The following is a 15,859-nucleotide window of genomic DNA, read 5'->3' on the forward strand; positions in this document are numbered from 1 at the left end:
CCATCATTCCAGTAAATGATTACTCTTGTATTCATAATGGACCATTAAGCATGGAGCGAAAAATGGCGACTCACTTTGCCCGAGGGATTTTAACGGAAGGACATCTGATTTCTGTTCGTCTCCCCTCCCAGTGTCATCAAGAAGCCCGAAACATTCCCCCTCATCGTCAAAGCCGTTTTCTGGCGTCCAGAGGTTTACTCGCAGAACTGATGTTCATGCTGTATGGCATTGGCGAATTGCCGGAAATCGTCACCCTGCCGAAAGGTAAACCGGTTTTCAGCGATAAAAATTTGCCTTCGTTTTCTATTTCCTATGCCGGGAATATGGTTGGCGTGGCGTTAACAACCGAAGGTGAATGTGGCCTCGATATGGAACTACAGCGTGCGACGCGCGGGTTTCATAGCCCACACGCGCCCGATAACCACACCTTTTCCAGCAATGAATCGCTATGGATCAGTAAACAAAACGATCCAAACGAAGCGCGGGCGCAGCTCATCACGCTGCGCCGAAGCATGCTAAAACTAACCGGTGATGTTTTGAATGACGATCCGCGCGATCTGCAACTGCTGCCCATTGCCGGACGCCTGAAATGTGCTCATGTAAATCATGTAGAAGCGTTATGCGACGCGGAGGACGTGCTGGTGTGGTCCGTGGCGGTCACGCCCACGATTGAAAAGCTCAGTGTCTGGGAGTTAGATGGCAAACACGGCTGGAAAAGCCTACCAGATATTCACAGCCGCGCCAACAATCCTACCAGCCGGATGATGCGTTTTGCCCAACTCTCTACCGTGAAGTCTTTTTCGCCAAATTGATAGACAACCACAGGAGTCATCATGTCTGAAAAATTGAAGGTGGTTACGTTACTGGGGAGTCTGCGCAAAGGCTCATTTAATGGCATGGTTGCACGTACCCTGCCGAAAATTGCTCCGGCGAACATGGAAGTTAATGCGTTACCTTCCATTGCCGACATTCCTCTGTATGACGCTGACGTACAGCAGGAAGACGGTTTTCCAGCAACGGTTGAAGCTCTGGCGGAACAGATCCGTCAGGCTGACGGTGTGGTGATCGTCACGCCGGAATATAACTACTCGGTACCGGGCGGGCTGAAAAATGCCATCGACTGGCTTTCCCGCTTGCCGGATCAACCGCTGGCCGGTAAACCGGTGTTGATTCAGACCAGCTCAATGGGCGTGATTGGCGGCGCGCGCTGTCAGTATCACCTGCGCCAGATTCTGGTTTTCCTCGATGCAATGGTGATGAACAAGCCGGAATTTATGGGCGGCGTGATTCAGAACAAAGTTGAGCCGCAAACCGGAGAAGTGATTGATCAGGGTACGCTGGACCACCTGACCGGGCAATTGACCGCATTTGGTGAGTTTATTCAGCGAGTTAAGATCTAAATAAAAAACCCGCCAGCAATCATGCATGGCGGGTTTTTAACGCGCTGTCGATTTTAATGGGCGTCGATAAAGACAATCTTCAGGATAAACAGCAGCGCAACGATGATTACGCACGGGCTTAGATCACGCAGACGTCCGGTACCGATTTTCATCACGCAGTAGGAGATAAAGCCCAGCGCGATACCTTCGGTAATCGAGAAGCTGAACGGCATCATCACGGCGGTAATAAACGCCGGAACAGATTCAGTTAGATCCTGCCAGTTCACGCGAGCAAGACTTGAGGTCATCAAGACGCCAACGTAGATCAACGCACCAGCTGCAGCATATCCCGGCACCATCCCCGCCAGCGGCGACAGAAAGATAACCAGCAGGAACAGCAGACCAACAACCACTGCCGTCAGACCGGTACGACCGCCAACGGAAACGCCGGAAGAGGACTCAATATACGCCGTGACAGAAGAAGTACCGATAAACGAACCGGTCACCGAAGAGATACTGTCGACATACAGCGCCTGCTTCATACGCGGGAATTTCCCCTTCTCATCCGCCAGACCTGCTTTATCGGTCACGCCAATCAGCGTACCGGAGGAGTCAAACAGGTTGACCAGCATGAAAGAGAAAATCACCCCTGCCAGCCCGAGGTTAAACGACCCGGCTAAATCTACATGACCCACGACAGTCATTACGCTCGGCGGCGCAGAAACGATGCCATTGTAGTGGACATCACCCAGCATCCAGCCCAGCAGCGTCGTCACCACGATGGAAACCAGCACCGCCGCGTGAATGTTGCGCGAGGCCAGAATGGCGATGATGAAGAAGCCGAGGATCCCCAGCAGCACGCTGTGAGAAGTTAGATTACCGATGCTGACCAGCGTTTCCGGGTTAGCGACAATCACACCTGCGTTTTTCAGCCCCATCATACCAATGAACAGACCGATACCGCTGGTAATGCCCACACGCAGACTCACAGGAATGTTGGCTATCATCCAGTAACGAACGCGGAAAATCGTCAGTAACAGCAGACCAATCGCGCCCCAGAAGATTGCGCCCATCCCGACCTGCCACGGCAAGCCCATTGCCTGCACAACCACAAAAGCGAAGAACGCATTCAGGCCCATAGCGGGTGCCAGTGCAACTGGCAGGTTAGCAAACAGTCCCATCATAATACTGCCGAATGCAGCAATCAGACAGGTAGTAACGAAGACGGCGCTGGTATCCATGCCAGCAACGCCAAGAATTTGCGGGTTAACAAAAACGATGTAAACCATCGTCAGGAAGGTGGTAAAACCGGCGATCACTTCGGTCCGTGCCGTCGTGCCATGTTCGCGCAGTTTAAACACGCGTTCCAGCATCCCCTGGCCAGAAGCCTGGGTTGTGTGTTGTTGACTCATTATCTATTTCCGAACAAGGAGGGAAAATCCGTCGCTATCGTATACCAAAATGAGACAATATGGACGGCTGAAGATAACTTTTTTTCATTGTATTTGCTTATACGGCAACGATTGCGTGATGCGAATTGGCATGACGAAAACGTTAAACTAACGATAAAGGAAAGACATGTCCCAGATAGAAGCGGTATTTTTCGACTGCGACGGTACGCTGGTCGATAGCGAGGTCATTTGCTCTCGCGCCTATGTCACGATGTTCAGGGAATTTGGCATTCACGTTGACCTGGAAGAAATTTTTTCCCGTTTTAAAGGCGTAAAACTCTACGAAATCATCGACATCATCAGTAAAGAACAGGGCGTGACGATGGTCCAGGCCGATGCCGAGCACGTTTACCGCGCAGAAGTAGCACGTCTGTTTGATACCGAACTTGAGGACATCGCAGGAGCGAACGAATTGCTGGCGAGCATTAACGTGCCGATGTGCGTCGTCTCTAACGGTCCGGTCAGCAAAATGCAGCATTCGCTTGGTAAGCTCAATATGCTGCACTACTTCCCGGAAAAACTGTTCAGCGGCTACGATATTCAGCGTTGGAAGCCCGACCCGGCGTTAATGTTCCATGCGGCAAAAGCGATGAATGTGAACGTTGAAAACTGCATTCTGGTCGATGACTCCAGCGCCGGCGCGCAGTCAGGGATTGATGCCGGACTGGAAGTGTTTTACTTCTGCGCTGACCCGCACAATAAACCGATCGTTCACCCGAAAGTCACCACCTTTACCGAGCTGTCGCAGCTGCCTGCGCTCTGGAAGGCACGCGGCTGGAATATAACGCGATAATCGCCTCCTTACTTCAACGCTTACACATCAGTCACGCTGGTTTGAGATAAAGAATACCAGGTGTCTGATGAGTAAGCGTCTATTCCCTATGAATAATTTATGTCGTTATTCGTCCTGTCATCCACCCTCAGTATAGTTAAGCCTGGGTTATATTTTTTACAATATCGGGATACCGTTCGAACCAATCCAGAATATTACGCATCGCGTCACTGATGTTTTTATCATCTTTATATTGATTCTCAAGTCTATTATTTCGAACAATAGTAAGCTTAGAACGTATCTCATTGTCACAGTCAGCAATCTTCTTATTTAACGCCTCTACTTCATCCTGTACTTCTTTAGTATTCCAACTGTCCCTTTTGTTATCAAATAAAGTCCTTTTATCATCTACTGATTTATCACGCCTTATGGTTGAATCTTTAATTTCTCGCAATAAGTCATCGTAATTTTTAATGGAAGCATTTATTTCCTGATAGTTTTTTAATAAATCCTGCCTGTTAATTGCAAATGCACTGGATAAATATTGAAAATCGCGAGAAAACTTATTTAGCCTTGAGTCGTAATCTGTCTTAAAAGATTTAATATGTTCCAGTTGGTTTGATAGCGCTTCAATTTGTTTTTCTTCAACACCTTCAAAAATGGATGCAAGTCCCTTATAATCAAATGTTACATTTGTAGCAGATTCTTTATAAGACGCCTTTATTTGCTTTTGGACATATTCTTTTAGATTCTCAGTAAGTATTGTTCCATCTGGCGACAGAATCATTTTATTTATTATAGATTCAACAAACTTAATCCGGTCACTTTCTATCATATTGTTAATGATATTTTGTGCATTTTCCTGCATATCTTTAAAAATAAAAAAATCAACCCTACTATTATCAAAATGATATTTTCCCTCGTACGATTTATTTTCACCATAAAGTGTAGACAAAAACGACTCTAACTCTAAAAATGCGTTTCTATATTTTTTATTAGCCTTTGACTCGGAATTGTAAAAATTTATTATATCGATATTGATAGCACTTACATTTTTTAAGAAATCAGGTATCTGTTCTTTACTTATAGCTCCGTCCAGATCCATATAAGTGTATTTTCGCGCTGTAAGACCATTTATTGAATAATTTGTATTTGTATCAATAGCACAGTCTTTGCACCTATCTCTACTGTAATAACCGCCTAAACTTGCCCCAATCAAATTACTATTTTTAAAGAAAACATTATTGTTCTCTGTATTGTTCTTGCTAAATGAAGAGTTAATTCCTTTCTTTATATTATCTATACATTTCGAAAAATTATCATCTAACCTAAGATTTCTCGATCTTCTTTCAATATAATCAGAAAAATACTCATCGGGGTTAAACATATATTTATCTGAACCATCTTCACTAAGACCACTGTTTATTTTAATATGGTTCAAATTACAATTATAAAAGACAGTTCCGGTATCCTGCTCCCTGGTTTCATCATAGTTAGACTTGTTGAACGAATTTGCTAAAAAATCCATTCTATGAGCATCAAGTCCTGCTATATTACAGTTATAAAAATGACTTAAAAGTATACTCGAATCTGGACAATATCCACCCTGAATTATGCAATCATGAACAAAAGACTGCATAAAAAGATAAGAACCTAATTTTTCATTAATACTTACAGGTTGTGTAACGTTGTAGACTTTAGACGTCTCACATCTATAATTTTCAATTTCGCATTTAGAAATAAAACAACCTTTAAACATACCTATTATTGGTTTATTGTTTTCGGACCCCACAGTATTATTAACAGTCTCATAAAGCTGTATATTGTTGAATTGACAATCCTCGAAATAACAATTTTCAAAAACCGGACCTTCAAGGTTAGGACTGTTTATCACTCCTGAAAAAATTACATTTTTAAAACTACAATATTTTAATGAATTTAAAACATCCTTAGACAACGATGATAAATCGATTGTTGTATTAATAATAGGGATTCTATTTTTAATCAGCGTCTTAAGTTTTACAGAATAATCATCAAACGTTAATCTCTTCAAGGGAGAATTATCAAAATGTGAATCATCGAGATAATTATCAAGAGTTAATCTCTCTGAAGAAACCTGTTTCTTTTCGTCATCATTCGGAGTAGCCCCCGTGTAGAGATTAAAGGATCTACTCACAATAACTTCATTATTTTCATTTGTAGTGAAGTCTGTCTTAGTACTAAATCGCCATTGTTGTTCTATTTTTGCCAGAGATTTAATCTTATCGAACACCTCAGCTTTATTATCAACTTTCGTGACAAATTCGTAAATTAAGCCTTTAACTTCTTTAATATGAGAGCCGGGAAAAAGATCGCGGACAAACTCCCACAGCGTACGTTTTTTAAATAAATCCCCTTTGCCATCAAGAATATTTTCAATATCCTTAGAGTTTACATTATATTTCTTATTATTAATACTTACAGCAATTTTATCACAATATCCTTTATGATTAAGTTTCTCCTTATTCATTGCTTCTAAAAAAGGATTAGTATTAACAAAAACATCTGGTTTTAATTTAACGGCCATAAACCCTCCGGCGTGCAATATTGAGTTGTTTTGTTTGAAAAATAATAACTTCTATGTTGTTAATTAACTGTACTGCTAGTTAGGTTAGCAACAAGTGTTACTTATATTACCGGTGAATACTGTAAAAAATAGCTCATTATTTCCATTTTAACCCAGGGTGTTCACCCTGGATTTGCAATTTTTAGGGGGTTAACGGTACATTCCACGGGTTAACCGCAGCATCAGAAAATGAGCGTTTTTTTATAGCCGCTTTTATTGTCGAGGTTAAAATAAAGAGATTTTATTAAATTTTATCAAGGTGATTTATGGATAATCTTATTGGCACACCACCAAACCACGCACTTCCCCATAAGTATATAGACATGGAGCAAATGGAATATTTATGTCATCTCAATCGTTTTTCTAAATTACCTGACGATTTTTTGATAACTGGTCAGAGAGAGGACCTTTTTACATATAAATTTATTTTAGATGGCTCATTTTCAAATGAGCAGCATTTATTCCCCAAAGGAGAACTACAGAAGATACAACAGAGATTAAGTTCTCTTATGCATAAAAACATGTTTCATTGTTTTCATGTTTTTTTATTAAAACTATGCTCAATTGAGAGTATTCCACTCCCAAATGCCGATTACGCTTTCTTTGATGACGAAATGCCATTTACATTAACTGATGAACAGATCGAAAATATTTCTTTTTTAAACGCATATCACAAAGAAAAGAAAGGAAACAACGACATTGTTACATTTGATTTCATGAGCGCTGATCACCACCATAATTTTAGCACAACCATAGCTTTAACAAATGATAGCTTCCATATATCTTCAATAAACAACCATAACTCACAGGTTATATTCGATGAAAACATCCATTTACATCCCTATGAATTACCAGAATCATCACAATGGTGTTATCAGTTAATAAAAAACATGATTTCTTTACATTGCAGATATAATAACAATTTCAAAATCAAAAAAACCTGTTGTTTTGATTTTAAAAATAAATCTTTTTGTAATGCCAGGTTGCAATATATAACGTTTATTGCATGTTTATTTTCACATGCAAACATGAAATATTCGACATTTCATGATGTTAATCTTGATATGTGTGAGATAAAGAATTGCAATTTTGACAATTCAGAAATGAATTTCATTTCATGTGTCGGGACAAATTTTAGCGGTTCTACATTTAATAATGTAAAAACAACAACAGCGCAACTAATTAAGACACCAACAAAGTGGACGAATAACATTCTAAAATATTGGTTCTCCAGTTCTAATAAACGTAATATCATCTTCACCTTTAATACAATATCTGATAGAGATATAAAATTAAAAGGCGTCAAGGATATTTTATTGTCGTTGGTAGACCATAAGGCTAATATTTATAGTGTAAGGCAAGAGCTTCTGGATTTTCTTAATAATGATTTATATAAAAATGATGGCGAGATTCTTTATTATAAAGAATCAATAGTGTTGTTTTGTGTTGAATAGCCGACTATAGATTATTCAGATTAACTACCGCACTCTATGTTGTGTTTATACCCATGTCAGGAAACAGGTCATTTGTGAATCCTGACACCAGACAATGACTATCGCCCAAGGATAATCCACAACCGCTGGAAGCAGTCTCATTTCAGCAGGATAAAACCGTAGAGTGCGATTGCGATGAATAATAAATACAGACTTATTATTCCAGTCTGTTTTATTGCGTTGAATCATTCAACTGACCCGGTTAGTAAAATGCACCATTCACTCGGAAAACTCAACATATTGCACTATTATACGCCGTCTGGAAAGGGCGTAGCAGTGATATAACAATTTTATCGTCTCCTAACGTCAACGCTTACACATCAGCTACACTGGTTTAATTAAAGCACACCAGATTTCTAATGCGTAAGCGTCTTTTTCGTATAACATCATTGTCACAGGAACGACTGATACATTAAATTACATCATTAAGAATTCAAACCGTTTTATCTATATTTTCTATATTTTTATTTATTACCTCTGGAAAAATTCCCTTAATAGCCTCCACCATATTTTTATTTTCTTTTAGCCAACGACTGATACCTGTAATTACATCATTAAGTATATTTCCTGGTTCATAGTTTAACTTAAAGCTCTCTATTTCATTATTAAGAACCCGGATCGCCTCATCTATTTTTTTTATTTCCTCATCTATTTCCTCTATCTCATTTTGGATTTTGCCTTTTCCTTTTATATCATTATCATTTAAATTAATCTTCTTTCCGTCCAAATCAAGCTTTATTTTGAGTTGAGTATTTCTTGCATCAGAAAGATTGGCTAAATCTTTCATTTTATAAGTAAACACTTCATTTATATAATTATAATAGTCATCAATGACCCCCAGTAAATATTGTTCAATGTCAAAGAATGACGCAATTTCACGGGCTACATCTGCTGGTTTTTCTGTATACTGCTCCTGGTTTATTTTTTCTTCTGCCTTAAAGTTTTTCACCGTTAAAAAAACATTTTGCATTTTCACAAAATCCTCCACTTTATGACCATTCTTCCTCTCATGATCGTAGTAAAGAAATTGCAAATCATTAAAATCAAAGTAAAATCTATTGCCATTTGGATTAATAGAACGATATGTTTTTATTTTCCCATTTTCATCGAAACGTCTATACCAATCAAGGTTATTATAGATTTTCTGCATGAAATTCACTTTATTAGTATCTATTTCACTAGCTATATCTTTTTTTCTATTGTACAAAACATTATCTATAATATATTTTATAGTTTCATCATTAAGTTGAAAATCTTTTACATCATCACCAGGCATGATGTTATGCAGATTAACTAATAAGGATTGTAAATCGGCTAGTGCCTTTTTGTAATTATTCTTCAAATTATCGCTATGTTCATTAATATCTTCTATCCGTGAATAAATGTTCGTTAACTTTTTCATGAAAGGTAAAATATCATTTTCAGCTATAGCTCCTCTATAGGACATATAAACAGGAATTTTAACCTGAGTGTTTGCAGCAAGATTACCACTTAACCTGGTATAAAGATTAATAGCACAATCATGCAATGGATTTCCACCGGTTAACTCGCCCAAACAAGCACCATATAAACAGCAATTATTAAGTTCTAGATGATTATCTATATCGTCATTTATATTATAATGAGTCTTCATATTTTGGAAAATATTTTCTTGGATTACATCTAAAAGATGTTTATCCAGATTAAGTTTATTTTCACTTTTTCCGAAATATTTTCTGGGATCATAATCTCGTAAATCTTCACGAATTCCATCTCGTTTGCATGTCATATTAACATCACGAAAATTACAATCATAAAAATTATTACTATTACTAAAACGATCTCTAGTGTTTCTATAAAACGAAGTTTCTATGAAATCCATTCCAGCACCATTAAGCTTTGCTATCTTGCAAGATAATAATCCACTTGCAATAACACTTGCTTCTTTACAGTCTCCATCTTGAAGATTGCTTTCATATACAAATGACTGCATAAACAGATATGCACCGACTTTCTTACCCCCTTTTTGGGGATCTTGATTTATAGAGTATATTTTTGATGTCTCTATCTTGAAATTTTTCATTTCGCATTGATACAAAAAACACCCTTTAAACATACCGTAAATCGGTATTTTATTATTTGGTCTTACGTTACAAAGAACGTCATAGCTTTCACAGGTCACTTTATCAAAGCCAACAAGGGACACATTCTCGAAATTACAACTATCAAAAAAACAATTTTCAAATACTGGGCCATTAAGGTTCTCGTAAGATATATTACCAGTGAATGTCATATTTTTAAAGTGACACTGTTTTAGCGATACCAGAACATCTTTTTTCAGTGCAGATAAATCAATTGTCATATTTTCAAAGGGGATTTTATTTTTTAAATATACGCTTAGCTTTTCATTATCATTAGGGAACTGCATTTTCAATATCCCTGATTGTAAAGCCTTCTCGTCAAATTGTATATCATGCTTATAAATATCCAAGCTGAGTACTTCTGAAAATACAGAATGTATTTTATTTTCTTCAGCTTCATTATGATGATCTTTCGAGTTAATATTTATTTTAAATACTCTACTAACAATAATATCTTTATTCTCATCTACTGTAAATTCTGTAGTCGCACTAAAGCGCCATTTTTCTTCTGGAATGGCGAGATATTTAATTCTCTCAAATCTCTTAACTTTGTCCTCAGTTTTCGTTACAAATTCTACAATTGTTTCTTTAGCCTCCTTAATATGATACATGGGAAAGAGATCGAGTATAAATTCCCAAAGAGTGAGTTTAAGAAAAGATTGTCTATCACCAGTTATAAGGTTTGTTATATCTTTATGGGTTATTGAATACTTCTCCTCATTACCAACAGACAAACAAAATTTTTCTGACTTTTTTTGTAATCTATTATTTTCATCTGTCATTTTAGTCAGCGTAGAAAAATTATCTGTAACTGTATTATATGATGATATAGCCATAATCATTTCTCCTGAACACAATATTTATTCGCCCGAGCACAACACATTGCCGATTTGTCTTAAAAAAGCATACTTGGGTGTTGGTTTGCTACGATTATGACTAAACCACCTATGAATACTGTAAAAAATCGCTCATTTTTTATGTTTCGATATAGGGCTTTTACCCTGGTTTTTGTTTTCTTTTCCATTCTCTGTGCAGGCAGCGATATAAATGAAAGGAATAATAAAAATGTTTTTATAGCGGGGCACTACATTAAAAGTAAAATAATCCAAATGAAATAATATATTTGCATTGCACTGGGGAGAGTTTCGAGGTGAGTTTGTGTGGCAATATTTCAGGGAGAAAGTTTATCAGCCCGGTAACTATGTATGACCGGGCTGATTGCCAGATGCGGCGTAAAAGCCTTATCTGACCTACAGTTAGCGTTACTCTTTCGGGTCTTTTCCGGCCAGCAGTTTATCCAGCTCATCACCGCCTACATGACGGAAATCCTGACCTTTCACGTAGTAGAAGATAAACTCACAGATATTCTGGCAGCGGTCGCCGATACGTTCGATTGAACGTGCGCAGAATAGCGCGGTAAGTACGCTTGGAATGGTGCGCGAATCTTCCATCATGTAGGTCATCAGTTGACGAACAATACCTTCGTACTCCTGATCGACTTTTTTATCTTCACGATAAATACGTACCGCTTCGTCAATGTCCATCCGCGCGAACGCGTCGAGCACGTCGTGCAGCATCTGGATGGTATGACGGCCCAGCGACTCCAGACTTACCAGCAACGGCTGATGCTGCTGGGAGAATTTCTCCAGCGCAGTACGGCAGATTTTGTCCGCCACATCGCCAATACGCTCCAGTTCGGCAATGGTTTTACTGATCACCATAACCAGACGCAGGTCGCTCGCCGTCGGCTGACGTTTGGCGATAATGCGCACACAGGCTTCATCGATCGCCACTTCCATCATGTTGACGTTTTTGTCGCCTTCGATGACGCGCTTCGCCAGATCGCTGTCCTGGTTGTGCATTGCGGTGATCGCGTCAGAAAGCTGCTGCTCCACCATGCCGCCCATGGTCATCACCTGCGTGCGGATGCTTTCCAGTTCGGCATTGAACTGGCCGGAAATATGTTTATTAAGATTGAGACTGTCCATAACGCACTCCTGAATCAACCGTAACGACCGGTGATGTAGTCTTCTGTTTGTTTCTTCGCTGGCTTGGTGAACAGATCGTCCGTGTTGCTGAACTCAATCAATTCGCCCAGGTACATAAACGCCGTGTGGTCGGAACAACGCGCAGCCTGCTGCATGTTGTGGGTGACGATCACTACGGTGTAATCCTGCTTCAGTTCGGTGATCAGCTCTTCAATACGCCCGGTAGAGATAGGGTCGAGCGCCGAACATGGTTCGTCGAGCAGTAGCACTTCCGGGCGAATGGCGATACCACGCGCAATACACAGACGCTGTTGCTGACCACCAGAGAGAGAGTAACCGCTCTGGTGCAATTTATCTTTGGTTTCGTTCCACAATGCGGCTTTGGTCAATGCCCACTGCACGCGCTCGTCCATGTCGGCACGGGAGAGCTTCTCAAACAGACGCACACCAAAGGCGATGTTGTCATAGATGGACATCGGGAACGGCGTCGGTTTCTGGAACACCATGCCCACTTTCGCACGCAGCAGGGCGATATCCTGAGAGTTGGTCAGGATGTTGTCGCCATCGAGCAGAATTTCACCTTCCGCACGCTGTTCCGGGTACAGTTCAAACATCTTATTGAAGGTACGCAGCAGCGTCGATTTACCGCAGCCGGACGGCCCGATAAACGCCGTAACCTGGTTTTTGGCGATATCCAGGTTGATGTTTTTCAGGGCATGGAATTTGCCGTAGTAGAAGTTCAAATTACGAACCTGAATTTTACTCGGGGCAGTTTCAACCATACTCATTGCAATCTTTTCCTCATCGTGCCTGATGCTCTTCGCTAATCAGGCTTACCGTAGGCCGGATCAGGCGTTTACGCCGCATCCAGCAAAGTGTTAACCGTGTTTATTCTTCGCAAAAACAACGCGCGCCAGAATGTTCAGCAGCAGGACGCACAGGGTAATGATCAACACCCCGGCCCAGGCCAGTTGTTGCCATTCCGCAAACGGGCTCATCGCAAACTTAAAGATCGTCACCGGCAGGTTGGCGATCGGCTGCATCATGTCCGTGCTCCAGAACTGGTTGGAGAGCGCGGTAAACAGCAGCGGCGCGGTTTCACCGGCAATACGGGCAATCGCCAGCAGAATACCGGTCATGATCCCGGACACCGACGCTTTCAGCGTGATCGCGGAGATCATCTTCCACTTCGGCGTACCCAGCGCATAAGCCGCTTCACGCAGGCTGTCTGGCACCAGTTTCAGCATGTTCTCGGTGGTGCGGATAACAATCGGCACCTGCAACAGCGCCAGCGCAATCACGCCCGCCCAGCCGGAGAAGTGCTCCATCTGCGCCACCACGATGGTGTAAACAAACAGACCAACCACAATCGACGGTGCGGAGAGCAGAATGTCGTTAATGAAGCGAATCACTTCTGCCAGCCAGGATTTACGACCATATTCCGCCAGATAAATCCCCGCCATAATGCCCAGCGGCGTACCGAATACCGTGGCCCACAAAATTAACAGGCCGCTACCCGCCAGGGCGTTCGCCAGACCACCGCCTTCCGTATTTGGCGGCGGCGTCATTTCGGTGAACAGCGCCAGCGACATACCATCGATACCGCGAGTGATGGTGGACATTAAAATCCAGATCAGCCAGAACAGGCCGAAGGCCATCGTCGCCATTGAGAGCGTCAGTGCAATACGGTTTTTGAGGCGACGACGCGCCTGCATTTTGCGGCGGGATTCTGCCAGCGCCGCAGTGGTTTGCATTTCAACCATAGCCATTAACGTGCCCCCTCATTCTTAGCCAGGCGCATAATCATAAACTTCGATGCGGCGAGGACGATGAAGGTAATCACAAACAGGATCAGGCCCAGTTCCATCAGTGCGGCAACGTGCAGACCGGATTCCGCTTCCGCAAATTCGTTGGCCAGCGCAGAGGTGATACTGTTGCCCGGCATGTACAGCGAGGCGCTGTCGAGCTGGTAGGTGTTACCGATGATAAAGGTCACCGCCATGGTTTCACCGAGCGCGCGCCCCAGACCCAGCATAATGCCGCCGATAACACCATTTTTGGTGAACGGAAGAACGATACGCCAGATAACTTCCCAGGTGGTGCAACCGATACCGTAGGCCGACTCTTTCATCATTACCGGGGTTTGCTCGAACACATCGCGCATTACCGCCGCAATGTACGGAATAATCATGATGGCGAGGATCACGCCTGCCGCGAGGATACCGATACCAAAGGCCGGGCCGGAGAACAGCGCGCCAACAATCGGGATATTCGACATGATATTGCCAACCGGCTCCTGGAAGTAAACGGCGAACAGCGGCGCAAAGATAAACAGGCCCCACATGCCGTAAACGATACTTGGAATGGCTGCCAGCAGCTCAATGGCGATACCCAGCGGGCGCTTCAGCCAGCCAGGCGCAAGCTCGGTCAGGAACAGGGCGATACCGAAACTCACCGGGACGGCGATCAGCAGCGCGATAAACGAGGTCACCAGCGTACCGTAGATCGGCACGAGCGCCCCGTAGATATCGTTCGGCGCATCCCACTCTTTGGTCCACAGGAAAGCCAGACCAAATTTCTGAATGCTCGGCCAGGAGGAGATGATCAGAGAGACAATAATGCCACCCAACATCAATAGCACAATCAGCGCCGCCAGTTTTACCAGCACGCTGAAAATTATGTCGCCCTTTTTACCCGGTGGGTTAAAAGCAGGCTTGGTTGCAGCCATAAGTTACTCTTCAGTTAAACGCGTTTACAAAGTCATTTTGTAATGCCGGATGCGGCGTAAAACACCGTACCCGGCCTGGAGTTTTATTAGTACAGCGGCTTACCGCTACTGTCTTTAATATTGGTCTTCCACGCAGCACGAACCTGTTCAACTACGCTATCCGGCAGGCTGGCGTAATCCAGGTCGTTCGCCTGTTTAGCCCCGGTTTTGTATGCCCAGTCGAAGAACTTCAGCACTTCGGTGCCTTGTTCTGGTTTCTTCTGATCTTTGTGGATCAGAATGAACGTGGTTGAGGTAATAGGCCATGCATCTTCGCCTTTCTGGTTAGTCAGATCCTGAGCGAATGTTTTGCTCCAGTCTGCGCCTTTTGCTGCATTAGCGAAGTTTTCTTCGGTCGGACTAACCGGTTTACCATCAGCGGAGATCAGTTTGGTATACGCCAGGTTGTTCTGCTTCGCGTAAGCATATTCAACGTAACCAATTGCACCCGGCAGACGCTGAACGAACGCGGCGATACCGTCGTTACCTTTACCGCCCAGACCAATCGGCCATTTTACGGTAGAGCCCGTACCAACGTTGTTTTTCCACTCTTCGTTCACTTTCGCCAGGTAGCTGGTGAAGACGAAGGACGTCCCGGAGCCATCTGCGCGGCGTACTACAGCAATGTTCTGTGACGGCAGTTTCAGACCCGGATTCAGTTTGGCGATGGCTTCATCATCCCACTTCTTGATTTTGCCGAGGTAGATGTCACCAAGGGTTTTACCATCCAGCACCAGCTCGCCTGATTTCAGACCCGGCAGGTTAACCGCCAGTACCACGCCGCCAATCACGGTCGGGAACTGGAACAGGCCTTCCTGAGCCAGTTTTTCGTCAGACAGCGGCGCGTCAGAGGCACCAAAATCAACGGTATTAGCGATAATCTGTTTTACGCCACCGGAAGAACCGATACCCTGGTAGTTAACTTTATTACCGGTTTCTTTCTGGTAAGTGTCAGCCCATTTGGCATACACCGGCGCAGGGAAGGTTGCACCTGCACCTGTCAGGCTTGCTTCTGCAAACACAGAGAAAGCACTCATCGATAAGGTCGCGGCGACAACAGTTGCGACGGTGGTACGCATAACTTTCATAATGTCTCCTGGGAGGATTCATAAAGCATTGTTTGTTGGCTACGAGAAGCAAAATAGGACAAACAGGTGACAGTTATATGTAAGGTTTATGACAGTTTTATGACAGAGAGATAAAGTCTTCAGTCTGATTTAAATAAGCGTTTATATTCAGTTAATTACAAATATTAATAACGAAGAGATGACAGAAAAATTTTCA

The 15,859-nt window shown here is 42.6% G+C and carries 12 protein-coding genes and 1 pseudogene; 4 read left to right on the forward strand and 9 right to left on the reverse strand.

Annotation, left to right across the window (positions count from 1 at the left end):
- The first annotated feature begins 62 nt into the window (after positions 1-62).
- Together ACJHXB_RS17660 and yieF are read left to right on the forward strand one after the other, a co-directional pair.
- On the forward strand, positions 63-812 hold the full coding sequence (locus tag ACJHXB_RS17660) for a 4'-phosphopantetheinyl transferase family protein (protein ID WP_001469005.1): 750 nt from the start codon (positions 63-65) through the stop codon (positions 810-812).
- 21 nt (positions 813-833) lie between these two features.
- Positions 834-1,400 (forward strand): class I chromate reductase YieF, encoded by a 567-nt coding sequence (yieF, locus tag ACJHXB_RS17665; protein WP_001291117.1) that lies wholly within the window; start codon positions 834-836, stop codon positions 1,398-1,400.
- A 53-nt stretch (positions 1,401-1,453) separates the two neighbouring features.
- Here yieF and adeP read toward each other — a convergent pair whose 3' ends face one another.
- Positions 1,454-2,791, reverse strand: coding sequence for an adenine permease AdeP (adeP, locus tag ACJHXB_RS17670; protein ID WP_000082693.1), 1,338 nt, complete (start codon positions 2,789-2,791; stop codon positions 1,454-1,456).
- A gap of 166 nt (positions 2,792-2,957) precedes the next feature.
- On the opposite strand from adeP, the gene yieH reads away from it, so the two are divergent.
- Complete coding sequence (gene yieH / locus ACJHXB_RS17675) at positions 2,958-3,623, forward strand: 6-phosphogluconate phosphatase (RefSeq protein ID WP_000078045.1); 666 nt, start codon at positions 2,958-2,960, stop codon at positions 3,621-3,623.
- 136 nt (positions 3,624-3,759) lie between these two features.
- Here the strand turns inward: yieH and espY4 are convergent, their stop codons facing one another.
- Entirely contained in the window at positions 3,760-6,168 is a 2,409-nt protein-coding gene (espY4, locus tag ACJHXB_RS17680) for a T3SS effector EspY4 (RefSeq protein ID WP_000279310.1), read from the reverse strand.
- Between the two features lie 305 nt (positions 6,169-6,473).
- Between espY4 and ACJHXB_RS17685 the strand changes: the two genes are divergently transcribed.
- Positions 6,474-7,661: a pentapeptide repeat-containing protein gene (locus ACJHXB_RS17685; protein WP_000369291.1), complete on the forward strand. Its 1,188-nt coding sequence runs from the start codon at positions 6,474-6,476 to the stop codon at positions 7,659-7,661.
- 472 nt (positions 7,662-8,133) lie between these two features.
- Here ACJHXB_RS17685 and ACJHXB_RS17690 read toward each other — a convergent pair whose 3' ends face one another.
- The 7 genes and pseudogenes from ACJHXB_RS17690 to pstS all read right to left on the reverse strand — a co-directional run bounded on the left by ACJHXB_RS17690 (position 8,134) and on the right by pstS (position 15,663).
- Positions 8,134-10,554 carry a type III effector protein gene (locus tag ACJHXB_RS17690; RefSeq protein ID WP_077636485.1) on the reverse strand — a complete coding sequence of 807 codons (2,421 nt, stop codon included), beginning with the start codon at positions 10,552-10,554 and terminating at the stop codon, positions 8,134-8,136.
- Positions 10,521-10,656: pseudogene (locus ACJHXB_RS17695) on the reverse strand (hypothetical protein). The gene ACJHXB_RS17690 and the pseudogene ACJHXB_RS17695 overlap by 34 nt, the downstream one beginning before the upstream one ends.
- Before the next feature lie 426 nt (positions 10,657-11,082).
- Positions 11,083-11,808, reverse strand: coding sequence for a phosphate signaling complex protein PhoU (gene phoU, locus ACJHXB_RS17700; RefSeq protein WP_000377785.1), 726 nt, complete (start codon positions 11,806-11,808; stop codon positions 11,083-11,085).
- Positions 11,809-11,822: 14 nt separating this feature from the next.
- Positions 11,823-12,596: a phosphate ABC transporter ATP-binding protein PstB gene (gene pstB, locus ACJHXB_RS17705; RefSeq protein ID WP_000063125.1), complete on the reverse strand. Its 774-nt coding sequence runs from the start codon at positions 12,594-12,596 to the stop codon at positions 11,823-11,825.
- A 90-nt stretch (positions 12,597-12,686) separates the two neighbouring features.
- Positions 12,687-13,577 (reverse strand): phosphate ABC transporter permease PstA, encoded by an 891-nt coding sequence (gene pstA / locus ACJHXB_RS17710; RefSeq protein ID WP_001251991.1) that lies wholly within the window; start codon positions 13,575-13,577, stop codon positions 12,687-12,689.
- Complete coding sequence (pstC, locus tag ACJHXB_RS17715; RefSeq protein WP_000741620.1) at positions 13,577-14,536, reverse strand: phosphate ABC transporter permease PstC; 960 nt, start codon at positions 14,534-14,536, stop codon at positions 13,577-13,579. The genes pstA and pstC overlap by 1 nt, the downstream gene beginning before the upstream one ends.
- Before the next feature lie 86 nt (positions 14,537-14,622).
- The gene (pstS, locus tag ACJHXB_RS17720; RefSeq protein ID WP_000867162.1) at positions 14,623-15,663 is read right to left on the reverse strand and encodes a phosphate ABC transporter substrate-binding protein PstS; all 1,041 of its coding nucleotides are present in this window, start codon (positions 15,661-15,663) and stop codon (positions 14,623-14,625) included.
- Positions 15,664-15,859 lie beyond the last annotated feature (196 nt).

Source organism: Escherichia sp. WS3227_2, from assembly GCF_046486495.1.
GTDB classification, from domain to species: Bacteria; Pseudomonadota; Gammaproteobacteria; order Enterobacterales; family Enterobacteriaceae; genus Escherichia; species Escherichia coli.

Coding starts and splice junctions, on each gene's coding strand:
- pstB (WP_000063125.1), bottom strand. CDS start 12,596: ATGAGTATGGTTGAAACTGCCCCGAGTAAAATTCAGGTTCGTAATTTG.
- ACJHXB_RS17685 (WP_000369291.1), top strand. CDS start 6,474: ATGGATAATCTTATTGGCACACCACCAAACCACGCACTTCCCCATAAG.
- yieH (WP_000078045.1), top strand. CDS start 2,958: ATGTCCCAGATAGAAGCGGTATTTTTCGACTGCGACGGTACGCTGGTC.
- pstA (WP_001251991.1), bottom strand. CDS start 13,577: ATGGCTATGGTTGAAATGCAAACCACTGCGGCGCTGGCAGAATCCCGC.
- phoU (WP_000377785.1), bottom strand. CDS start 11,808: ATGGACAGTCTCAATCTTAATAAACATATTTCCGGCCAGTTCAATGCC.
- pstS (WP_000867162.1), bottom strand. CDS start 15,663: ATGAAAGTTATGCGTACCACCGTCGCAACTGTTGTCGCCGCGACCTTA.
- ACJHXB_RS17660 (WP_001469005.1), top strand. CDS start 63: ATGGCGACTCACTTTGCCCGAGGGATTTTAACGGAAGGACATCTGATT.
- pstC (WP_000741620.1), bottom strand. CDS start 14,536: ATGGCTGCAACCAAGCCTGCTTTTAACCCACCGGGTAAAAAGGGCGAC.
- yieF (WP_001291117.1), top strand. CDS start 834: ATGTCTGAAAAATTGAAGGTGGTTACGTTACTGGGGAGTCTGCGCAAA.
- adeP (WP_000082693.1), bottom strand. CDS start 2,791: ATGAGTCAACAACACACAACCCAGGCTTCTGGCCAGGGGATGCTGGAA.
- espY4 (WP_000279310.1), bottom strand. CDS start 6,168: ATGGCCGTTAAATTAAAACCAGATGTTTTTGTTAATACTAATCCTTTT.